Here is a 22,507-nt window from a genome sequence, read left to right on the forward strand (position 1 = left end):
TTCAACTGGATTTTGATTATTTTTAGTTCAGCTTTAAAAACTCTACATTCAACTGAAAATTAAAATAAATCTTTTACTTAATTGAACGAAGAAAAATTTCCATATCGTTTTTTGATATTCTTTTTTATTGCCGCAATAGCTATCGCGATTTCGGGGTATTTATATTTTCAACAGCGTAAAACGGAAATCGAAAAGCAATATATCAATCAAATCTCTGTGATTAAGGAAATCAAACTCTCACAGATAACCACAGAGCAAAGGCAGCGCATAAAACTCATCGAATCACTTATCAGTGCAAGTTCTGCCAACGAAATGTTCAAAACAATATTTGCTGCAAAGAATATGGACAAAGTAATCCAGGAATTTTCTCTATGGAGCGAAGAGATTAAAAAGGATTTTGAATTTTATAATATCAGTCTTTTTAATAAAGACGGCAGCTCTGTTTACTCGATCGTTGATCAGCATATATTTAGTAAAGATTTTTTAAAGGAAGAACTGCGTGAGCTATTTAAAACCGATACATCTTTTACATCCAATCTTTACATTAGAAATAATTCGAATCTGATTCAGGCAATTGCATCACCCATTTTTGAAAATAAAAAAATCCTCGGTTTTGTTTGGGTAGAAATATCATTCTTTGAATATTTTGACCAACTGATAAACCTTACGAGCAATGGTAAAGGAATTGTAGAATTTATTTTGGCAAAGGAGGATGGTTCCTCTGCATTTTATTTGAGAAATTTTATTGAGAATGGTCAAAATGTTATTCGAACAATTCCGCTTCAAAAAAATGATAGAGGCAAATTAAAATCGAGTAATAATAATGAAGGTTTCATATCAGATATTTTGATAAACGGAAGCAAAATATTCGCATCAATTAAAAAATTACCGGGCACTGATTGGAATCTAATTGCAAAAATAGACGAGGAGCAAGTAACTGAATCAACAAGATCGGTGGCTTCTATCGCAGTTATTTCAGTTCTGGTATTAATTTTGTTTTCTGCTGTTATAACGTATTTAGTTTGGCGGAGAAGTAAAATTAGCTTTGCCAAAACAACCAAAGTGATCAAACGCGAAAAGGATATTTTAAGTGAGCGATATTCCTCACTAACTAAATATGCAAATGATGCAATACTTACTATTGATTCCAATGGAAAAATTCTGGAAGCCAATCAAAAAGCATCAGAGATATATGGCTACACAAATGAGGAGTTTAAAAATTTAACTTTCAACCAGTTTTTTTTAGTTGAGGATTTGGAAAACAAAAAAATCATGAACACTAATTTCGCTTCAAGCGGTACTTTGTTGGAAACAAATCATATTCGTAAAGACGGTTCTATATTCCCCGTGGAGATCAGTGCAAAATATATTTCGCAGGAGGGGGCAGATATTCTGCTCGCAATTGTACGGGATCATACCGAAAGAAAAAAACTTGAAGACGAACTGATTGCAGCTAAAGAAAATGCTGAAGAAATGAACAGATTAAAAACTTATTTCCTTTCAAACATCAGCCACGAATTAAGAACGCCAATGAGTGGAATTTTAGGGTTCTCCGAAATTCTTTCGAGCGAAGTTGAAAATGAAAGTTTGCGGGAGATGGCTGCCCTGATAAATTCAAATGCAAAAAGACTAAATGAAACTTTAGATTCGCTGCTTGATTTATCAATCCTTGAATCAAAAAAATTAAAACTTGATTTCTATCCGGTTGCTTTAAATAAAATTATTGCTACATGTGTTGAAACATTTTCAAAAGATGCAAAAGATAAATCTCTTCAAATTAATTATCACCCGTCAAATGAAAACCTTTTCGTACGATGCGAGCCGAAAATGCTTGTTAAATTATTCAGCAATGTTATTGATAATGCCATTAAATATTCTGAGAAAGGCGAAATCAATATTATTGTAAAATCATTAAACGGAAATTGTGAAGTTAATATTTCTGATGAGGGAATAGGAATTCAGCCCGATCAACTTGAAAAAATATTTGAGCCATTCAGGCAGGGAAGTGAAGGCTTTACCCGTAAGTTTGAAGGGACTGGATTAGGACTGACTATAACAAAAAAATTTGTTGATATTCTTGGCGGCATACTTGAAATCAAAAGTAAGCCGCAAACCGGAACAACGGTTACGATTCGTTTACCATTTTGTGAGGAAGTGAAATCAGAAAAGTTAAATCAAGAGGAGGTTCAAAATATGGGAGCAAAAAACAACAGCGAAAGTATTCCAAATGTTTTATTGGTAGAAGATGACGAAGCTTCCGCAAAGTACGTAAAATTAGTTCTCGCAAAACATTATAACCTCGAGATTGTAAACACTCCACAAAAAGCTATTTCGCGTGTTAAGGAAAAATCTTTCGCTGCCATTTTGATGGACATAGGATTAAGGGGTGATCTCGACGGAATAGAGACTGCTTTGGTGATTAGAAAAATTGAAAGCTATAAAAAAATTCCTATTGTTGCACTGACGGCTTTCGCATTAGAAAGCGATAAGGAAAGAATTCTAAAAAATGGCTGCTCGCACTTTTTATCTAAACCATTTAAGAAAGAAGAGCTACTTAATCTGCTTAATCGAGTGGTGGATTAGAAATCAAATTCATTCACATTGATCGCCGTTCAAATTCAGTTAGAAATTAAGTTTTTAAAACAATAAAGCAGGGGGAAAAAAAATTGTTGAGAATAATCAATAATCCTTCTTAAATTTAGCGCAATGTTTTTTAAATATGCGGTTCAACCCGCAAAATATTTTAGCACACTCAAGGAGTAAAATATGTCTGAACGAAAACCGTTTGTTCCTTTTGTCTCACCAGAAACCAATATGGCGGAATTTACTATCCGTGCACTATTGATCGGATTGGTACTTGCAGTTGTACTTGGTGCTGCAAATGCTTACTTAGGATTAAAAGCTGGAATGACTATAGCTGCAACATATCCTGCCGCAGTAATAGGAATGGCTTTGATCAAATTAATGAAAGGATCCATCCTCGAAGAAAACTTTACGAGAACAGTTGGTTCGATCGGTGAATCAATTGCAGCCGGAGCTATCTTCACATTACCCGCATTTTTTATTGCCGGGATCTGGAATCCTTTCTTCACTCCCGGTAATTATATGATTTCTGCCGCAATTATGGTTGCCGGTGGTATCCTTGGAATTATGTTCGTTGCATTACTTAGAAGAGTGATGGTTGAAGATGTAGAATTACCATTCCCGGAATCAGTAGCTGCTGCGGAGATTCACAAAGCCGGCAGGCATGGCGGGGGCGGGTCTAAGTTTTTATTTAGCGCAATGGGAATTGGAGCAGCGATTCAATCACTTGGACAGTTTTAAATTATTTGCCGTTGCATGGGATAAACTTTTTACAGTTGGAAAAGGACACTTACTTTTTAAGTCTCCTGATATTAGTCCAGCATATATTGGCGTCGGATATATTATTGGTCCACGTTTAGCTGCACTTAACTTTAGCGGCGGCGTTTTAGCCTGGGGTTTACTAACTCCTATGATTGCATATTTTAAATTTTATGATCAATCTCAGTTACCCGGTGATTTTGATTGGGCTGCAACTATGGTTTCGGTTTGGAAAATGTACGTACGACCGATTGCTATCGGCGGAATGCTGGTTGGTGCAGGATTTACTCTGTGGAAAATGAGAAAAAGTTTGATGACAGGGATAGCGCGTTCAGTTAGTGATGTAAAAAAAGCTGCTTCCGGTGACCACGTTGAAATCCGAACTGAAAAAGATATTAACTTCAAGTGGGTTATGATCGGAATATTAGGAACTGCAATCGCAACTTTCTTTATTTATAATTATTTCGCACAAAATGTTGTTGCTGCCCTCGTTGCAACAATTGTAATGATAGTTGCAGGATTTTTCTTCGCTGCTGTTTCCGGTTATCTGGTTGGAATTATAGGTTCGAGCAACAACCCAATCAGCGGATTAACATTATCAACACTTGTAGTTGCCGCAATTCTTATGGTTGCTCTCGGAATGAAAGGAACACAAGGTGTTGCCGCTGTTCTTGGAGTTGCTGCAGTAGTTTGCGTTGCCGCGGCTGTGGCAGGAGAAATGCTGCAGGATTTGAAAGCCGGACATATTCTTGGTGGTACTCCATGGAAGATGCAGCTTGGTGATATTATCGGGGTTGTAGTTGCAGCTTCAATTATGTTCATTCCACTTTTAATACTTCACGAAGGTGATATTAAAATGGGGGGGACAGGATTTGGCGGTGATAAATTACCTGCACCACAAGCAAGCTTGATGGCAATTCTTTCACAAGGAATTGTTGCAGGAAATATGGAATGGATTTTAATTTTTGTTGGAATGTTAATGGGCGTTGGTTTTATAATGATGAATGTTAAAAGCCCGATGCTTGTTAGCGTTGGAATGTATCTTCCATTAGGGACTACGTTTGCTATATTTGTTGGCGGATTAATCAAAGGAATTGTTGAAAGAATTAACGCAAAGAAAAACTTTAACGATGCACAAAAGTCACGGGTTGAAAATAACGGTATCCTGCTCGCTGCAGGATTGATTGCTGGTGAGGCTCTTATCGGGTTACTGTTTGCAGGATTTGCATTCTTTGAAGTTTCGCTATACAGCTTCTTTGCCGAACCATCGTTTATTGTAAGTTTAATTGTACTTGCGTTTATTGCATGGCTGCTTGTTCGTATTCCTGTTAAGAATGCGGGCAATCCGAATGACCCGGCACCACCGCAAGTTTCTATGTAAATAAGTAGATATTGATTTTTTACTATGTCACACTGAGTGGTGGCATTGCCACCATCGAAGTGTGACATTTAATTTTTAATAGAATTATTAGCCATCCTTCGACGAGCTCAGGATGACGTTGCTTGCATATTATTATTGGATTATTAATTTTCTGATGGCATTATCATTTAAAGAACGGAAAAAAATTTTAAAGAGCACAAACACTCTCGATCTTACTCCAATCAGATTGCATTCTGAGGAAGAAGATGCCGATGGTATGATTACAGTGATCATTCCAAAATTTAAGAATAAATTTATGGTAACTTTTATTTCGCCAAAACTTAAGAGTGATCAGTTCCGGATTAAACTTGATAAATTTGGTTCTTCGGTTTGGTCAAAGATAAACGGCAAAACAAAAGTTGAGCAAATAATTAAAGACCTTAAACAAAAATTTGGAGATGAACTTAATGAAGCTGATGAGCGAGTAGTTAAATTTGTATTTCAATTGTATTCACAGGGATTCATTTCATTTAAAGAAATAAACTAAAAGGAGTCTATTATGGGATCTGTATTAGGTAAGTTAAAACCAGAATTGGTTTGGTATCATTTCGAGGAAATTTGTAAGTATCCTCGTCCTTCTAAAAAAGAAGAGAAGATCGCCGGCTATGTTGTTTCCGTCGGCAAAAGATTAGGGCTGCAAACCGAAAGAGATAAATTTGGCAACATTGTTATTCGTAAACCTGCCACACCGGGGTTTGAAAATCGCAAGGCAGTTGTTCTTCAAGGTCACATTGATATGGTTTGTGAAAAGAACAGAGATGTTGAACACGATTTTGATAACGATCCAATCTATCCTTACATTGATGGTGATTGGGTAAAAGCAAAAGGTACAACACTCGGTGCAGATAATGGAATTGGTGTTGCCTGCGCACTTGCAGTTCTCGAATCAAAAGATATTGAGCACGGACCACTGGAGTGTTTATTTACTCTTGATGAAGAAACCGGATTAACCGGTGCGTCAAGTTTGAAGAAAGGATTTTTAAAAGCAGATATTCTTATCAATATGGATTCTGAAGAACTTGGGTCTATATTTATTGGATGTTCCGGTGGAAAAAATACTGCGGCTACTTTTAAAACTAAGTTGGAAAAAACTCCGAAGAATTATTCTGCTTTTGAAATAAAAGTTGGTGGTTTAAAAGGCGGACACTCCGGACTTGAAATTCATGTTGGAAGAGGTAATGCAGTAAAAATTTTGAATAGATTAATTTGGAGCTATTCACAGGAAAATAACATTCGATTATCAGAAATAAACGGCGGTAACAAACACAATGCAATTCCTCGCGAATCATTTGCGGTTGTTCTCGTTCCTAAAAATGATGAAAAGAAATTGAAAAAATTTGTGACAAAGTATAACGAAACTGTAAAAGCTGAATTCGCTTTTCCAGAACCAGATTTAATTGTTTCAATAGAAAAACATCCTGTTCCGGAAAAAGTGATGGATGAAAAAACTCAGAAACATTTAGTAAATGCTCTGTATGCAATTCCTCACGGCGTAGCTAAAATGAGTGATGATATTCCAGGGTTAGTTGAAACTTCAAACAATCTTGCAGTTGTAGAAACGGTCGGAAAGAATGTTAACATCGTTACAAGCCAGCGCAGTCCTGTTAAATCTGAAAATGAAGACATCACTAACATGGTTACTTCAGTCTTCAAACTTGCAGGGGCTGAGATAACTTATGGTGATGGATATCCAGGTTGGGCGCCTGATATTAATTCTGATATTCTTAAAGTTTTCAAAACCACTTTCAATCAGATGTACGGCAAAGAACCGGCAGTAACTGCTATTCACGCCGGACTTGAATGCGGGATTATTAAAGAAAAATATCCTGAGATGGATATGATCTCATTTGGTCCAACAATGTTTGGTGTTCATTCACCTGATGAGAGATTACAAATTTCTACAGTTCCGGAATTTTTTAATCAACTTAAAACTGTATTAAAAAATATTCCGGTTAAATAGCTGATTGATATTCTTAAAATTAAAAGCAGATACAACTTTAAAAGTATCTGCTTTTTTTATTATTATACAGTTGTGTATTGAAGTTTCCGCATTTGTCATATTGAGCCTGTCGAAGTATGACAAAGTTAAAGAATAACCTTCACGCTTCGACAAGCTCAGCGTGACAAAATAATAAAGCGAAAAGATAATGGAAGAAACATCAATTTTAAAACCTCAACCCTCCACATTACTACGATGGACTGCGTTATTGTTAATCAGTTTAGCAATGATGGGCAACTATTATATTTACGATAGCATCAGTCCGCTTGCAGATTTATTAAAAGCTCAACTCGGCTTTTCTGATTCAAACATTGGACTGCTCAATGCAATTTATTCATTCCCGAATATTATCATGGTTCTCATCGGCGGATTGTTGATTGATCGAATCGGCACAAAAACATCAGTACTAATTTTTACAGCATTGATAATGCTCGGTTCAATTGTAACAGCAATAACAGGGAATATCTGGCTGATGTCTGCAGGGAGATTAATTTTCGGACTCGGTGCAGAATCAATGATTGTAGCAATCACAACAATTATTGCACGCTGGTTCAAAGGCAAGGAATTATCTTTTGCCTTTGGATTAAATCTAACCGTTGCAAGATTGGGATCATTCCTCGCACTCAATTCACCAAGTTGGGGAAAAAGTTTATATGAGTATTGGCAATCACCGCTCTGGATAACAGTTGCAGGCGGAGTCTTTGCATTTATTTGTGTAGTACTTTATTTCTTTCTGGATATTTATGCATCCAAAAATTATGAACTTCCAAAAGAAGGTGAACAGGACGCGATTTTACTTTCGGACATTTTAAGAATTAAAGAAAAATCACGCTGGTATATTTTCTCCGCATTAACTGCTGCTGTGATTGTGCTTAGTTATGTGAACAGTGATAACTGGGCAATTTATCTGATTGCATTAATAGTAGTGGCATTAATCCTATTCTTAAAACCAAAATCTTTTTCAACTTCCTTCTGGTATATCACCGCATTGTGTGTAACTTTTTATTCAGCAATGTTTCCGTTTCAAACATTTGCAATTAAATTTTTTCAGGAGGCACACGGAACAAGCAGAGAGGTTGGGGGAAATCTTTCAAGCATTCTTACTCTTGCAGCGATGGTATTTACACCACTGTTTGGTTTGCTTGCTGATAAAATCGGTAAACGTTCTTTGTTGATGATGTTTGGTTCGCTCTTAATTATTCCGGTTTATTTGATGATGGCTTACAAATTTGGGAAACCCGATGTCATGGGTGATGGCGATTTTATAAACCTGACTTTTTCTTTCTTTGATATTAATGCAGCAATTCCAATTTATTTAATTCTGCCAATGGCAATGATGGGAATTGCATTTTCACTTGTTCCTGCAGTTATGTGGCCTTCGGTTGCATTGATAGTTGATTCATCAAAACTTGGTACAGCTTATGGATTGAGGACGATGATTCAAAATATCGGATTGTTTGGATTCAATTTATTAATTGGTTTTGCCAATGATTTCTCGGGTGCAAGCGCCTCCAATCCTGCTGGTTATAATATTGGAATGTGGATTTTTTCAACACTCGGATTTTTTGGATTGATATTTGCTTATCTATTACGGCGATCCGAACTTGGTTCAGGCGGTCATGGACTTGAACGAGGGATGGTTCACGAAAAGAAGTAAATAATCAATTTAAATTAAGGTGATTTATGAAACGATTGGTTCTTGTCGCATTCCTGACACTAATATTGTCGGTCTTCAGCAACACGTCAAAAGCACAGGATGACTGCTGCGGAGTCGGCAGTATTTTCAGTATGCTTGTTCAAAGTGGAATTCAAGGTGGTTACGGTTTACAGCAATATAGCGCCGCCGGCTGGAATCATTATGTTGATGTTTATAATGAAAAAAGAACTGAAACATTGACAAAAAAGATGGATAACTTCGGCACTGCAATGGGTTTCAAAATTGGCGCAAATGTTATACGAATTCAGCAGGAAGATATATTGTTTGATGTTAAACTTTCTTATAGCTGGATGAAAGAAATAAACGAAGCTACAGCAGATTTACCAACTGGTGGAAGTGCAAAAAGAGAATACGAACTTAAGTTAGGAACATTTGGTTTTGGGTTTGGTATTTCCTATGTATTGAACAGACATTTTGATATTAAAATCCTTGATGCCATGGTAACCTGGACAAGTGCTGATTTGATTAACAAATACACTGATATTACTTCAAGCACGGAGCAAAAACTTTCTTCACCGGAAAGTTCTGTTGGTGGAAGTATTGCAGCCGGTTTGGTATTTTACCCGCTCCCTCCTTACGTTAGCATAGAGGCAAATGTGGGCTATTCGCTTTTCTCGATTGATGAAATGCGTTTTGATGATCAATCCAGTTTGCAAGTTGACGAAAACACATCTGAGTTAATGACCAATTTCATTGATGGCGGCGGTTTGTTTGCATTTATTCAACTTAATGTTGCTGTTCCTTTTTGACCTGAAATTGACTAACTTAGCATAAGAAATTTTCCTTATGCTATGTTAGTTAAAAAAAATATTTCATTTCTAATCATATTCGTTATTCTGGAATTTACTTCTCAATTAGAAGCTCAATCTTTTGGATTTGGGTGCTTTGGATTTGTCGGAGGATTTGCGGGATTCACCTACCAAAGTTACGTACCTGCCGGGCTGAATGAATTTGTTACTACATTTAACTCACAAAATGAATCAACATTAACACAATCTTTAGATTACTTTGGTCAGACAAAAGGATTTCGTGCAGGAATAAATTTATTCCGGGCAAATTTTTCAGGTTTTATTTTAACCGCAAAAGGATTTTACCAATCTCTTTCTGAATCTCATGATTCTTTTGAGGAACTTACAAGCGGAAATGCTAATTCTAACTACTCGCTGAAATTAAAAACTTTAGGCGTTGGAGTTGATCTCGGTGTTGATATTACCGAATTTTTAAGTTGGAAAGTTTTAGATGGTTCGATTAATTTTAATAATGCAGCATTAACAGAATCCATCAACTCACCCGGCAGCAGCACAGAAGTTGTCTATAAATCTCCGGACACAAAAATTGGCTACACAATCGGCAGCGGTTTTATTATTGATCTAATCTCAAACTATTTATCTTTAGAAGGCTTAGCAGCTTATTCATTCATTAATTTTGATAAACTCGAATCTGACAATCAAAATAAAATTATTTTTAATTCAAATAATTCTACTGACATTATTGAGGCTGGTGGATTCTCGGCAGTTATTCAATTAAATGTCGGATTTCCTTTATAAAAACTTACAAAGAATAATATGAAAATAACAAAACTTGATAAAGCTTCGCGTATTGCAATACAGGATTGCATGGGCGCCAAAAAGAATGAAAAAATATTAATTATTACCGATACAGATAAATATGAAATCGGTCATAATATTTTTACAAATGCATTAACGCTCGGTTTTGAAACAGTACTTGTAGAGATAAAACCCGGTAAAGTGAATGGCGAAGAACCATCTGACGAAATTGCTGAATTGATGAAAAAATTTGATATAGTTTTTTGCCCAACAACTAAATCATTAACACACACTAATGCGCGAAGAGAAGCATCCGCAAAGGGCGTTCGCATTGCGACGTTTCCGGGAATCACCAAAGAGGTCATGATCCGCGGAATGAATGCTGATTATAAAAAAATTGCTGCTCTATCAATTAAACTTAAAAAAATTCTGGAAAAGGGAAAACAAATCAGAGTGACTGCCCCCGCAGGGACAGATATTTCCTTTTCGATTGAAGGTCGAAAATCTTATGCAAGTAAAGGATTATTTCATGCTAAAGGCGAAAGTGGAAACCTGCCAACAGGTGAAACATTTTTAGCTCCTGTCGAAGGAACTGCAAATGGAATATTTGTTACAGATGGCTCATTTGCAGGGTTGGGTTTAATTAAAAATACTAACATAAGTATTAAAGTAAAAAACGGTTTTGCGACCGATATTAAGGGTGGAGCACCTGCTAAAAAATTAATCAAAATGTTGAACGGAGTTGGGAAGGATGCACGCAACATTGCCGAGTTTGGAATCGGCACAAATGATTCTGCAAAGTTAAGCGGAGTTTTACTTGAGGATGAAAAAGTTATGGGGACGATACATATAGCACTTGGGAATAATGTTTCGATGGGCGGCAGTGTAAATGTTCCAATTCATTTAGACGGAGTGATCAAAAAGCCAACTGTGTGGATGGATCGAAAGATGCTGATGAAGGATGGAAAACTGCTTGTATAGTTCAATCAATCGTACTCTTCAATCTTTTAAAAAAGCATTTTATTAAAGTGTGATTTAACGCGTGGTCATATTTATTAAATTGCATATCAAAACCTCAATTGTTAATTTTCTTTTCAATTTTATTCACTCGGAGTATCAGTTTAGATGTTAAAGATATTAAAAAAAATATTTGGCGATAAAAATTCAAAAGATGTCAAAGAACTGCAGCCAATAGTTGCAGAGATCATAGAAGAATATGAAAAAATAAAATCTCTTTCTGATGAAGAGCTTAAAGAAAAAACAACCGAATTCAAAGAAAAAATCCAAAGTCACGTTGCCGAAACAAAACAAAAGATTGAAGAAATAAAAACCAGGCTTCAGACAGATGAAGATTTTGACAGGCATGGAGCGTACGATGAACTCGATCAGCTTGAAGATCAACTCAATGATCAATACGAAGAAGTGTTAAATGAAATTTTACCGGAAGCTTTCGCTGTAATCAAAGCCACTTGTGAGAGATTGGTTGGTAAATCCTGGACTGTAATGGGGAATAAAATTACCTGGGACATGGTTCCTTACGATGTACAACTTATGGGCGGGGTAGTTTTACACCAGGGAAAAATTGCGGAAATGGCGACCGGGGAGGGTAAAACTCTTGTCGCTACTCTGCCTATATATCTTAATGCTCTTACGGGGAGAGGCGTTCACTTAATCACTGTAAATGATTATCTCGCGCAGCGCGACAGCGAATGGATGGGGGAAATATATAAATTTCATGGATTGACTATCGGGTGTATTATAAATACAATGGATACGAATCAGAGGAAATCTCAGTACACTTGTGATATTACATACGGAACAAATAATGAATTTGGGTTTGATTATCTCCGTGACAATATGGCTGGCGATAAAGAATTACAGGTTCAACGCGGACATAACTATGCGATTGTTGATGAAGTGGATTCCGTTTTAATAGACGAAGCACGAACACCTCTTATTATTTCCGGTCCTGTTGATGTTGATGATCATAAATACAATGATATGAAACCGCGTATTGAAAAATTATTTCGCTTACAAAAAACTTTTGTTGCACAAATAGTTCAACAGGCAGAGGAAATCCTGGCTCGCGATGGTGAAAATAGTGCTGAAGCAGGTGTCCTGATTTTACGTGCATCACGGGGGCTTCCAAAACATAACAGACTTACTAAGTTATTGAGTGAACCTGCTTATCGTAAATTATTGCAGCAAACCGAATTGGAATACCTTCGGGAAAAAGCAAAGAACATGTACATAATTGATGATGAACTTTATTTCGTTATTGATGAAAAGAACAACCAAATTGATATCACAGAAAAGGGCAGGGAAGAGCTTGCACGAGGAAGTGGAATCGAAAAAGAATATTTTATTCTGCCCGACCTCGGAACTGAAATTAGTAAATTTGAACACGATCCTTCCTTAGCTGCCGAAGAAAAGATTCGCAGGAAAGATGCACTCTACAGTAAATATTCCGAAGCCAGCGAGAGAATACACACACTAAATCAATTGCTAAAAGCATATACTCTTTTCGAAAAAGATGTTGAATATGTTATCACCGAAGAAGGTAAAATTGCAATTGTTGATGAGTTTACGGGTAGAGTTTTACCAGGGAGGAGGTATTCAGACGGTCTTCATCAGGCAATTGAAGCAAAAGAAAATGTAAAAGTTGAAAGAGATTCTCAAACACTTGCTACCATCACCCTTCAGAATTATTTCAGAATGTACAAAAAACTTGCAGGAATGACTGGTACCGCTGAAACTGAAGAGTCTGAATTTTTTGAAATTTATAAACTTGAAGTTGTTGTTATCCCGACGAACAGACCGGCAAACCGCGATGATCAGGATGATGCGGTATTTAAAACGAAAAGAGAAAAGTACAACGCTATCGTTAATAAAGTTGAGGATCTTAAAAAAGAAGGCAGACCGGTTCTCGTTGGAACTACATCGGTTGATGTATCAGAAACTCTTAGTCGTATGCTTAAAAGAAAGGGGATTGCTCATAACGTTCTAAATGCAAAACAGCATCAGCGTGAGGCTGAAGTAGTTGCACATGCAGGTGAACAAGGTGCAATTACAATCGCTACGAACATGGCTGGTAGAGGTACAGATATTAAACTTGGCAGCGGCGTTGTGGATCGTGGTGGTTTGTTCATCCTCGGCACAGAGCGTCATGAATCAAGACGAATTGATAGACAGCTCCGTGGTCGTTCCGGTAGGCAGGGCGATCCAGGTACAACTAAATTCTTCCTTTCACTTGAAGATGATCTGATGCGATTGTTCGGGAGTGATAGAATTTCTTCTATTATGGGACGTCTTGGAATCCAGGAGGGGGAAGTTATTCAACATCCATTGATTACAAAGTCTGTCGAGCGTGCTCAGAAGAAAGTCGAGGAAAATAATTTTTCAATTAGAAAAAGACTTCTTGAATATGACGATACAATGAATCAGCAGAGAGAAGTTATTTATACTAAAAGAGGTCGTGCTCTTCAAGGTGATAGATTAAAATCAGAAATTTTTGATTTGCTGGAAGAATATGCTAACGATCTTGTTGAAAAATATTTCGAAGAAGTGCAGGTTGATCAATTGAAAGAAGAAGTTATGCGCAATCTTCTTGTTCAACTTGCTCTCGAAGCTGCGGAGTTTGAATCGCTTGGTAAGGAAGGTGTAAAAGAAAGAATAATTCAAGGCGCAAAAGAGTTCTATCAAAAAAAAGAAGAAATGCTCGGAACAGAATTAATGTCGCGGCTTGAGCGCTACGCCATGCTAAGTGTAATTGATCATAAATGGAAAGAGCATCTTCGTGAAATGGATGATCTTAAAGAAGGAATTGGACTTCGTGCTTACGGTCAAAAAGATCCACTTGTTGAATATAAAGGAGAGGCATTTAAATTATTCCTTGCCTTGCTTGAGGAGATTCGTAATGAAGTCGTTGCTTTTAGTTTTAAATTTTTTCCGCAGGCACCTGAAGAAATTCAAAATAGAAGAAGACAAGCACCCGCAAGAATGACCACGTTAAAACAAAGTGCGGATAACATTGGTTTGGCTGGAAATCAGCGCCCTCAGCGCGGACCGGAATCAGCAGGGAAACCTCAACCGGTGCACGTTGAAGATAAAGTTGGCAGAAACGACCCCTGTCCCTGCGGAAGCGGTAAGAAATTCAAAAACTGTCACGGTAAATAATTCTAAAATCTTATGAAAAAAATTGAAGCAATAATTCGCCCATTCAAATTGGATGAAGTGAAAGAAGCTCTTATCGAAGAGGGGATCAAAGGACTTACAATAACCGAGGTACGTGGTTACGGCAGACAGAAGGGCCACACCGAAACTTACCGCGGCAGTGAATATCATATCGAATTTGTTCCTAAAATTAAAATTGAAATAGTAGTTGAATCAACAAAAGCTGAGAAAGTGATAAGTGCAATTCTCCGAACTGCAAAAACCGGGCAGGTTGGTGACGGTAAAATTTTTGTGACAGATATTCAGGACGTAATTAGAATTCGAACTGAAGAATCCGGCAAAGGCGCACTGTAAAATAATTTACCTTTTTGTTTAACTTCCTCGTTTATAGATTCGCACAAAAAATAAAAATGATTTATATTAAATGAAAAAATATATCTTCCTTTTTTCATTGGTACTGTTCTCCGGCTGCGGTTTATGGGGTGATTTTACCACTTATTTCAACTTATATTATAACGCAAAAGATTTATTCTCGCTATCTGAAACTGAAATCTATTCGCAAAAACGTCCCATCTTTTCTACCGTCGATTTAATAGTTCCCGGTACATCCGCAACGAATATTAACAAGGTTATTGAAAAGTGTTCTAAAATTCTTCAGTACAGTTCCGAGACTGTTTATATTGATGAAGCTTTGCTGATGATTGGTAAATGTTTTTATTATCAGCGCAACTACTTAAAATCTCAAAGGAAATTTCAGGAACTTATTGCCACTCAACCGGAAAGTGATCTTATTCCGGAGGCAGAACTATGGATCGCAAAAACACAAATGCGATTGAAAGATTATGAAAATGGCTTAGCTGCGCTTCAGTCTGTTAGAGACAAAGCCTTAGAGGAGGGTGAAGATGATTTGTTTTTAAAAGCTTTTATTGGAGAGACTGTTTATAGAATTACTAAAGAAGAATTTCCTGCAGCAATTTCACTATCAGAAAGTTTTATCCTTAATTCAGACGATGATGAAATCAATGCCGAAGTAGTCTATGAGCTTGGGAAATTATATAATAAAGTAGATGATAATAAGAATGCAATCGCATCATTCAGCAAAGTGTTTGATTTTTCACCCTCCTTTGATATTGAAATGGAAGCCAAAATTGAACTTGCAAAAGCCCTTGGCAAAGAGAATAGGAATGATGAAGCGCTGGAAATATTGGAGGACATGAGGACTGAAGATAAATATTCCACATCCTATGATCTAATTGATCTTGAAACAGGATTATCGCTTGTAAAACTTGACCGAATTGAAGAAGCTATTTCCAAACTTCGCGATGTTGATACTTTATATGTTAACTCTACCAGTTCCGGTGCTGCTAAATATGAACTGGGAAAAATTATGGAGGAAAAGCTTCTTGATTTGGACAGTGCATATTTCTATTATAATAGAGCCTCCGGAACATCGCTGCCGGAAGAATATGTCCTGCCGGCTCGGGAGAAGAAGCAAGTATTTACAAAGTACATCAATATCAATAATCAGTTGAAAGATTATTCTGAACAATTATTCTATGCGAGTAACATGGAATTATATCGCTCCGATTCCTTAGCTTATGTTGAAGATTCGCTTAGAGCATTTGAGGAATGGAAAATACAAAATATCTTTAAGAATGCTTCCTATGTTCCAATTGATTCGGTTGCTTTGCGTAAAGCTCCGATTGATACTTCCAAAATCAAAGACAGCTTACAAATTGTGATTGATAGTCTGATGTTTGTTGACACTACAGGTTTTAAACGAGATAGTTTATTTAAATCAATGAAATTTAGTTATGATACTTTACTGATAGATAAAACAATTTTGCATTTGGAAGAGAATAAATCTTTTAACACTCTCTCCTTGAATCCCGATTCACTTAACATAACAAAACAGAAACCGCGCCGACCCTTGTTTACCGCCGACTCTTTAAACAAATTAATTGTGAAGAATAAACTTGAAGAAGGCAATTTATTTTTTACAGAATTAAATATGCCCGATTCGGCTTATAAAAATTATATTGATATTCTTACTAACTATCAGGAAAATCAATATACCGCAAATACTATGTACGGTCTGGCAACTTATTATTTAACAGTTGACAAAAAAAATGAAGCAGATAGTTTGTTCAATTTAATTTATGATAATTATAAAACCCAATCTATTGTAAATGCCGCGGCGATAAAATTGAATAAACCACTGATAGATCTTGATTTCGATCCGGCTGATGAAGTCTATTCTTCGGCAGAGGCTGATATGTTGAACAGTCAATTTGATCTGGCAGTTAATAAATTTTATAACTTATTTGTTAATTACCCGCACTCTTCGCTTGCGCCAAAAGCGCTTTACGCAGGTGGATATATTCTCGAAAATAACCTTGACGACTCTGATTCCGCCGTTGTATTCTATGATTCTTTACTTGCTAAATACCCCACCTCGGTTTATGCTATTAAAATCAGACCCAAAATAAATTTCTATAAACTTGAACTTCAGAAGCGGAAAAAAGCTGAACTTGATTCATTGAAACGAGAGCAAACTAAAAAAGACTCTCTGACTTTACCTGTAACAGAGAATGAAAAAATAATAAATCCTAATAATATCACTGGAACAGATTCAACTTTGATAATGCAAGAATCATCAATTAATGATTCGCTCAAAACTAAAGACGAACAAATACAAAAGACAGATTCAACGGAAAATTCTTTTTTGCGAAATCAGATGGAGGAAATGATCAAACAAAGAAGGGGAACATTACCGCCAGGTAAACAAAACTCCGGTGACTTTAAGAAATAAAAAGTTTTTAATTTTTTTTTTCAATGCTACAGCCTCTAAATTATCAACTGCCTCCAAATGAGTTAGCTGATTGTTATTCGCTTATTCTTCCTGTTATAAAAAATAATAGACTAAAAAGCATAGGCATTTATTTATTTTTCGTTATCTACTTTAGTATTCCTTCGCTTCAAATTCCGATTTTAGAATTTAATGGATCTCGAATTACTGCATTAATGGAGCAAAGAGCGATTGAGAATTACTTGCTCTTTTACCCCCACCAATCATGGGTTTCGATTGATGATGTGAACCCAATTCTTTTAAAGGCTATTATTTCAATGGAAGACGGTGCCTTTTTTAACCATCGTGGTATTGACTGGAAAGAGTTTTATAATTCATTAAGAGCAAATGATAGGCGCGGTAAAACTGTTCGCGGCGGAAGCACAATCACAATGCAGCTCGCAAAAAATTTATACTTAAATACCGAAAGAAGCATATTCAGAAAAGCAAAAGAATTAGTTATCGCGGCAAGAATGGAAAAAGAACTTTCCAAAAAAAATATCCTTGAAGCTTATATCAACGCCGTTGAATGGGGTGATGGAATATTTGGAATTGACGCAGCTTCCGCTGAATATTTTGACAAAGATCCTCAAGATTTGACATTGATGGAATGCTCTAAACTTGCAGCAGTTATCCCTTCGCCGCTTATTCATCAGCCAAATGTTAACTCCGGTTATGTTCGCAGACGTGCTGGGATAATAAGGGGGCGGCTGAATGATATAATCTTATATCCCGAAAAAAAAGATGAACAGAAGAGAAGTAAGAGAATTAATTGAAGAAGGTGAGAACCTTCAAATTGAATTTAAAAGAAAATTTACTTCACACGAAAAAATTGCACGCGAAATGATTGCATTTGCAAATACAAGAGGCGGTTTCATTTTATTTGGAATTGATGATGATAAATCTATAGTCGGAGTTGAGAGTGAAAAATCCGAAGCTGAATTAATAATTAAAACCGCAAAGGAATACTGTGAACCAGCCCTTGACATAAAATTAGATTTTATAAATATTGATGACAAAGAAATAGTGATAGCCTCAATTCATGAGTCTGAAAACAAACCTCACCGTTTGCAAGATTATAAAAACGAATTAGAAATCAACACTGCTGAAGTAACAATACGCGTGAATGACAAAAGTGTTTTAGCAAGCAAAGAAATGATAAGGCTGATGCGTGCTCAAAGTAATAGCCTCGAACTTAAAAAATACGCTGTTGGCGAAATCGAAAAATCTGTTTTTGAAATTCTTGTTAAACATGAAACTATTTCGGTAAAAGAGCTGAGCAGAGCGGTTAATATTTCTGAAAGACGAGCTTCCCGAACTTTGGTAAAACTTGTCCGTGCAAACTTACTTATGATTCACAGCAAAGATAATGGGGAGGAGTATTTTACTTCAATTGAATCAACATAATTTTATTTTGCTCGTTTCGATTCAAATAACAAATTGATTATTTCTCATCTAAAACTTTCCTCATTTCATAAACAGCAATTCCATAAGCGACAGCTACGTTTAATGATTGCTTAATTCCATACTGTGGAATCTCTATCGAAAAATCACACAGATCAATTAGTTCCTGCGATACGCCTGTGATTTCATTTCCAACAAGCATACAAAGCGGAAAATCTTTTTTTGTCAAAGAGTGATAAGGAATAGTTTTGCTTGTCAATTCAAGAGCGCAGATTTTTATTCCTTCCGATTTTAATTTAAGAACAATTTCTTTTGCGTCTTTAGCGTATTCCCAGTTTACACTCTGTGTAGCTCCGAGAGCTGTTTTTAATATATCTTTTTTAGGCGGGGAAGGGGTGAATCCACAGAGATAAAGTTTTTCAATCATCACCCCATCAGATGTTCGAAAGATTGAACCAACATTGTAAGTGCTTCTAATGCTATTGAGCAAAACATAAACCGGCAGTTTATTTACAGTGTGAATTGTCTCCAATGTACTTCTGTTAGCTGAAATCTCATCGTGTGTTAATTTTTTCATAAAGTAATTCACTTAAATTTAATTGCAAGCTGCCCGCAAGCGGCGGCGATATCTTCACCCTGCGTAAAACGGACAATCACGGTAATGTCTCTTTCTCGAAGCTTCCGTACAAAATCTTCAATCTTATATTTTGCTGTCGGTCGTAATTCAGATGAAAAGCCTGTAGGATTCATGTGAGCTAATGAATTAAATGGGATAACATTGACTTTTGAGGGAATGCTTTTGCAGAGTCTTACTAATGCGGATAAATCTTTCTCGGTATCATTTAAATCTTTCAGCATAATATATTCGAAAGTGATACGAGTATTAGTTTTACTTGAATAATATTTTAATGCTTCAAGATTTTCATTAAGACTATACTTCAAATTTATCGGCATAATTTTACTTCGTGTTTCTTCGAAACAGGAATGAAGCGAGAATGCTAATTTTGGTTTTAGTCCGGAATCTGCAAGTTCTTTAATTCTATGAGGAATGCCGGCAGTGGACACAGTAACTTTTTTAAGACTAATCCCGGTAGTTAATTCCTCAGAAAAAATTTTTAAAGTATTGAATGCCGCATCATAATTTAATAATGGCTCCCCCATCCCCATAAAAACAATGTTGGTTAGATTTTCTTTTCTAAAATCTTTTGCAGCCAAAAGATATTGATCAAAGATCTCGCCTGCCGTTAGATTTTTTTTATATCCCATAAGTCCTGTGGCGCAAAATTTACAATCAAGCGGGCAGCCAACTTGTGTGGAAATACAGAGTGTGTTTCGCTTTGCTTCAGGAATAATTACAGATTCAATTTTATTTCCATCAACTGTTTCGAAAATAAATTTTTTTGTCCCGGTTTCACGTGATGTTTCAGAATCGAAGTAAGTTAAACTTTTAAGATTTGTTTCTTCGTTTAATTTTTTCCTGAGTGATTTGGGTAGGTTTAACATTTCATCAAAACTTAGCGAAAGGTGATTGTACATCCAATTGAATACTTGACCGGCACGGTATGATGGTTCACCAATGGAATTAAAATAAACTTTTAATTCCTCAAATGTTAATCCTTTTAAAACTATTTTTTTAGAATGATTACTGATTGAGCGGGTTGGAGTCATATAAATTATTGGAAATTTCTTTGTGAATATAATCATTCATCGGCGGCAGATAAAACCAAATAATTTTTTCTATGGTGCTTGAGAGGTTAATTTTAAGTCCGGTTGACCACATAAAAATTGCTAAAGTTATTTGGCTTTCCTTCTACAGAAAATTGCGCACCTAAATAGAGTACTTTATTTTTAAACTAATAGAAAAATGATTTAAGAATTTTATACACATATCAAAACAGTGGAGTTACAATGAATTTTGAATTCACAGAAGATCACAAAATGATTCAGCAATCGGCAAAAGAATTTGCTCAGGAAGTAATTGCGCCTACCTCGATAGATAGAGATATCAAAGCAGAATTTCCTGCCGAAATTATTAAACAAATGGGTGAACTTGGATTTTTAGGAATGATGGTATCGCCTGATTATGGGGGCGCGGGTTTGGATACTATTAGTTACGTGCTTGCAATGATAGAAATTTCAAAGGTGGATGCAAGCTGCGGAGTAATTATGTCTGTTAATAATTCTCTCGTTTGCTATGGATTAGAGAAGTATGGTTCAGATTTCCTAAAACAAAAATATTTAATTCCGCTTGCTAAAGGCGAAAAGCTCGGCGCTTTTGCTCTCTCTGAACCGGAAGCAGGAAGTGATGCTACAAAACAAAAAACGACTGCTGATCGAAATGGTGATTTTTATATTTTAAATGGCATGAAAAATTGGATCACCAACGGAACTACAGCAGATTATGTTTTAGTTATGGCTACAACTGATAAGGAAAAAGCTCACCATGGAATTTCTACTTTATTGGTTGAACGCGGTACCCCCGGATTTGATCATGGCAAAAAGGAAGATAAACTTGGTATCAGAAGTTCTGATACTTGCTCATTAACTTTTGAAAATTGTAAAGTTCCAAAAGAAAATATAGTCTGGGAGGAAGGCAAGGGATTTAACTTTGCAATGAATACACTTAATGGCGGAAGAATCGGAATCGCATCGCAGGCTATCGGCATCGCTGAAGCTTCGTTCGAAGCAGCATTGAAATATTCAAAAGAAAGAAAAGCATTCGGAACGATAATTTCAAATCATCAGGCAATTCAATTTAAACTTGCCGACATGGCTGTAAAGATTGACGCAGCAAAGATGCTTACACTAAAAGCTGCCGCTATGAAAGATGCCGGTCAAAAATATTTTAAGGAAGCTGCGATGGCTAAACTTTACTCTTCCAAAATAGCGTTTGAATGTGCTTCGGAAGCGATTCAAATCCATGGTGGTTACGGCTATGTGAGAGAATATCTGGTAGAAAGATATCTTCGTGATTCAAAAATCACTGAAATTTATGAAGGCACAAATGAAATTCAGCGCGTCGTTATTGCAAGAGCATTATTAGATTCAAAATAAAATTGAAATTGTTATTGATTTATATCTTTCTTCTGCTTCAATCTTTTTTAATCGCACAGAGTGATTGGAAAAAATGGGAAGCAGAAGAAATTTCTTATCAGCGAACTGATAATCATCGAAGCCGTGATTATTCATTCGGATTTGAAAACATCTCTGATTTTAGCGTCAAAATTTTTACTAATTCTTATTGGTTTTTTATTTCAGAGGTGGATGGAGACAATTGTCCTTACAGCCCGTCCTGTTCTGCATTTTTTGTGGCTTCGGTAAAAGAGACTAATCCCGCTCAAGGTTTGCTGATGTTTTTTGATCGCTTTACACGCGACTTTAATATTTTCAATCGCAAATCTCACTATCCTCGTATTCTTGACGGTCATTACTTCGACCCACCTTCGCTTTATACTTTGGAAGAATCAAAAATAAAATATACACCACCTGTCCTTTTAACCTCCGATAAATGAAAATATTTTTTTTAATTGCGCTATTTACATTTAGCTTAATATTTGTAAAAAATTTATCAGCACAAAATGAATTGCATTCTCCCAAAAATGTAAAATTATTTGCTGATTATATTTTCTGCGAAAAAGATTACTTGCGCGCTGCCGGGGAATATCAAAAATTAGATGGGGAGGGTATGAGTGACACCGTTGCCTATAAAATTGCTCTATCCTACTCAATTACTCAAGACTTTGATAAAGCAATAGAATCATTTAATAAAATAGAGGCTAAATCACTTTTCTATGAATTGTCGTTGCTCCAATTAATGAAAATCAAATTTCTACTTAATAACAAAATGGAATTAGAGCGAACCGTAAACCTCAATTTCCCATTCTTTAATAATAATGTGAAGCGAGCGGCAATGAAATTAACATTGCTTTCAAATTTGAAACTGACTCCTGATTTTTTGAATGAAACAGATTTTTATCAGCCTTCGAAGACTCCGAAAAAGTTTCAGCAAAATATTTATTTGATTTAAGAACTGATCCGCCATACAGAAGTTCTTTTA

At 36.1% G+C, this 22,507-nt stretch carries 17 protein-coding genes and 1 pseudogene; 16 read left to right on the forward strand and 2 right to left on the reverse strand.

Features of this window, described 5'->3' with window-relative positions; translation table 11 throughout:
• Positions 1-81: 81 nt before the first annotated feature.
• The 13 genes and pseudogenes from IPH11_17455 (at position 82) to IPH11_17515 (ending at position 18,453) form a co-directional block, all read left to right on the forward strand.
• Entirely contained in the window at positions 82-2,583 is a 2,502-nt protein-coding gene (locus tag IPH11_17455) for a PAS domain S-box protein (GenBank protein ID MBK6915357.1), read from the forward strand.
• A 183-nt stretch (positions 2,584-2,766) separates the two neighbouring features.
• Positions 2,767-4,723 (forward strand): annotated as a pseudogene (locus IPH11_17460) (oligopeptide transporter, OPT family).
• Positions 4,724-4,877: 154 nt separating this feature from the next.
• Positions 4,878-5,249 carry a PqqD family protein gene (locus IPH11_17465; protein MBK6915358.1) on the forward strand — a complete coding sequence of 124 codons (372 nt, stop codon included), beginning with the start codon at positions 4,878-4,880 and terminating at the stop codon, positions 5,247-5,249.
• Positions 5,250-5,261: 12 nt separating this feature from the next.
• Positions 5,262-6,722 (forward strand): aminoacyl-histidine dipeptidase, encoded by a 1,461-nt coding sequence (locus IPH11_17470; protein MBK6915359.1) that lies wholly within the window; start codon positions 5,262-5,264, stop codon positions 6,720-6,722.
• Positions 6,723-6,909: 187 nt separating this feature from the next.
• Positions 6,910-8,418 (forward strand): MFS transporter, encoded by a 1,509-nt coding sequence (locus IPH11_17475; protein MBK6915360.1) that lies wholly within the window; start codon positions 6,910-6,912, stop codon positions 8,416-8,418.
• Positions 8,419-8,444: 26 nt separating this feature from the next.
• Positions 8,445-9,227, forward strand: a complete 783-nt coding sequence (locus tag IPH11_17480; protein MBK6915361.1) for a hypothetical protein — start codon at positions 8,445-8,447, stop codon at positions 9,225-9,227.
• Between the two features lie 42 nt (positions 9,228-9,269).
• Positions 9,270-10,025 (forward strand): hypothetical protein, encoded by a 756-nt coding sequence (locus IPH11_17485; protein ID MBK6915362.1) that lies wholly within the window; start codon positions 9,270-9,272, stop codon positions 10,023-10,025.
• Between the two features lie 18 nt (positions 10,026-10,043).
• Entirely contained in the window at positions 10,044-11,006 is a 963-nt protein-coding gene (locus tag IPH11_17490) for an aminopeptidase (GenBank protein ID MBK6915363.1), read from the forward strand.
• A 144-nt stretch (positions 11,007-11,150) separates the two neighbouring features.
• Entirely contained in the window at positions 11,151-14,201 is a 3,051-nt protein-coding gene (gene secA, locus IPH11_17495) for a preprotein translocase subunit SecA (protein MBK6915364.1), read from the forward strand.
• A gap of 12 nt (positions 14,202-14,213) precedes the next feature.
• Positions 14,214-14,552, forward strand: a complete 339-nt coding sequence (locus IPH11_17500; GenBank protein ID MBK6915365.1) for a P-II family nitrogen regulator — start codon at positions 14,214-14,216, stop codon at positions 14,550-14,552.
• 70 nt (positions 14,553-14,622) lie between these two features.
• Positions 14,623-17,010 carry a tetratricopeptide repeat protein gene (locus IPH11_17505; GenBank protein ID MBK6915366.1) on the forward strand — a complete coding sequence of 796 codons (2,388 nt, stop codon included), beginning with the start codon at positions 14,623-14,625 and terminating at the stop codon, positions 17,008-17,010.
• Positions 17,011-17,033: 23 nt separating this feature from the next.
• Positions 17,034-17,822, forward strand: coding sequence for a monofunctional biosynthetic peptidoglycan transglycosylase (mtgA, locus tag IPH11_17510; GenBank protein ID MBK6915367.1), 789 nt, complete (start codon positions 17,034-17,036; stop codon positions 17,820-17,822).
• Positions 17,791-18,453, forward strand: a complete 663-nt coding sequence (locus IPH11_17515) for a putative DNA binding domain-containing protein (GenBank protein ID MBK6915368.1) — start codon at positions 17,791-17,793, stop codon at positions 18,451-18,453. Before mtgA ends, IPH11_17515 begins: the two co-directional genes overlap by 32 nt.
• A 37-nt stretch (positions 18,454-18,490) precedes the next feature.
• Here the strand turns inward: IPH11_17515 and IPH11_17520 are convergent, their stop codons facing one another.
• Both IPH11_17520 and rlmN read right to left on the reverse strand, forming a co-directional pair.
• A complete protein-coding gene (locus IPH11_17520) occupies positions 18,491-19,027 on the reverse strand; it encodes an RNA methyltransferase (protein MBK6915369.1) in 537 nt (178 codons plus the stop codon).
• 8 nt (positions 19,028-19,035) lie between these two features.
• Positions 19,036-20,118 carry a 23S rRNA (adenine(2503)-C(2))-methyltransferase RlmN gene (gene rlmN / locus IPH11_17525; protein ID MBK6915370.1) on the reverse strand — a complete coding sequence of 361 codons (1,083 nt, stop codon included), beginning with the start codon at positions 20,116-20,118 and terminating at the stop codon, positions 19,036-19,038.
• Positions 20,119-20,358: 240 nt separating this feature from the next.
• Here rlmN and IPH11_17530 point away from each other — a divergent pair, with 240 nt between their 5' ends.
• Genes IPH11_17530 through IPH11_17540 form a run of 3 tightly spaced genes read left to right on the forward strand, consistent with a single transcriptional unit; the run spans position 20,359 to position 22,477 of the window.
• Positions 20,359-21,504, forward strand: a complete 1,146-nt coding sequence (locus IPH11_17530; GenBank protein ID MBK6915371.1) for an acyl-CoA dehydrogenase — start codon at positions 20,359-20,361, stop codon at positions 21,502-21,504.
• A gap of 2 nt (positions 21,505-21,506) precedes the next feature.
• Positions 21,507-21,962 (forward strand): membrane protein insertion efficiency factor YidD, encoded by a 456-nt coding sequence (yidD, locus tag IPH11_17535; GenBank protein ID MBK6915372.1) that lies wholly within the window; start codon positions 21,507-21,509, stop codon positions 21,960-21,962.
• Entirely contained in the window at positions 21,959-22,477 is a 519-nt protein-coding gene (locus IPH11_17540) for a hypothetical protein (GenBank protein MBK6915373.1), read from the forward strand. Before yidD ends, IPH11_17540 begins: the two co-directional genes overlap by 4 nt.
• Positions 22,478-22,507: the final 30 nt, after the last annotated feature.

Source organism: Ignavibacteriales bacterium (assembly GCA_016709155.1).
Taxonomy (GTDB): Bacteria; Bacteroidota; Ignavibacteria; order Ignavibacteriales; family Ignavibacteriaceae; genus JADJEI01.

What these genes read in the sequence shown, in the direction of transcription:
- IPH11_17485 (MBK6915362.1), top strand. Translation starts at nt 9,270, where the DNA reads ATGTTAGTTAAAAAAAATATTTCATTTCTAATCATATTCGTTATTCTG.
- mtgA (MBK6915367.1), top strand. Translation starts at nt 17,034, where the DNA reads ATGCTACAGCCTCTAAATTATCAACTGCCTCCAAATGAGTTAGCTGAT.
- IPH11_17480 (MBK6915361.1), top strand. Translation starts at nt 8,445, where the DNA reads ATGAAACGATTGGTTCTTGTCGCATTCCTGACACTAATATTGTCGGTC.
- IPH11_17515 (MBK6915368.1), top strand. Translation starts at nt 17,791, where the DNA reads ATGAACAGAAGAGAAGTAAGAGAATTAATTGAAGAAGGTGAGAACCTT.
- IPH11_17540 (MBK6915373.1), top strand. Translation starts at nt 21,959, where the DNA reads ATGAAAATATTTTTTTTAATTGCGCTATTTACATTTAGCTTAATATTT.
- IPH11_17505 (MBK6915366.1), top strand. Translation starts at nt 14,623, where the DNA reads ATGAAAAAATATATCTTCCTTTTTTCATTGGTACTGTTCTCCGGCTGC.
- IPH11_17465 (MBK6915358.1), top strand. Translation starts at nt 4,878, where the DNA reads ATGGCATTATCATTTAAAGAACGGAAAAAAATTTTAAAGAGCACAAAC.
- IPH11_17490 (MBK6915363.1), top strand. Translation starts at nt 10,044, where the DNA reads ATGAAAATAACAAAACTTGATAAAGCTTCGCGTATTGCAATACAGGAT.
- IPH11_17500 (MBK6915365.1), top strand. Translation starts at nt 14,214, where the DNA reads ATGAAAAAAATTGAAGCAATAATTCGCCCATTCAAATTGGATGAAGTG.
- rlmN (MBK6915370.1), bottom strand. Translation starts at nt 20,118, where the DNA reads ATGACTCCAACCCGCTCAATCAGTAATCATTCTAAAAAAATAGTTTTA.
- IPH11_17470 (MBK6915359.1), top strand. Translation starts at nt 5,262, where the DNA reads ATGGGATCTGTATTAGGTAAGTTAAAACCAGAATTGGTTTGGTATCAT.
- IPH11_17530 (MBK6915371.1), top strand. Translation starts at nt 20,359, where the DNA reads ATGAATTTTGAATTCACAGAAGATCACAAAATGATTCAGCAATCGGCA.
- IPH11_17520 (MBK6915369.1), bottom strand. Translation starts at nt 19,027, where the DNA reads ATGAAAAAATTAACACACGATGAGATTTCAGCTAACAGAAGTACATTG.
- IPH11_17475 (MBK6915360.1), top strand. Translation starts at nt 6,910, where the DNA reads ATGGAAGAAACATCAATTTTAAAACCTCAACCCTCCACATTACTACGA.
- secA (MBK6915364.1), top strand. Translation starts at nt 11,151, where the DNA reads ATGTTAAAGATATTAAAAAAAATATTTGGCGATAAAAATTCAAAAGAT.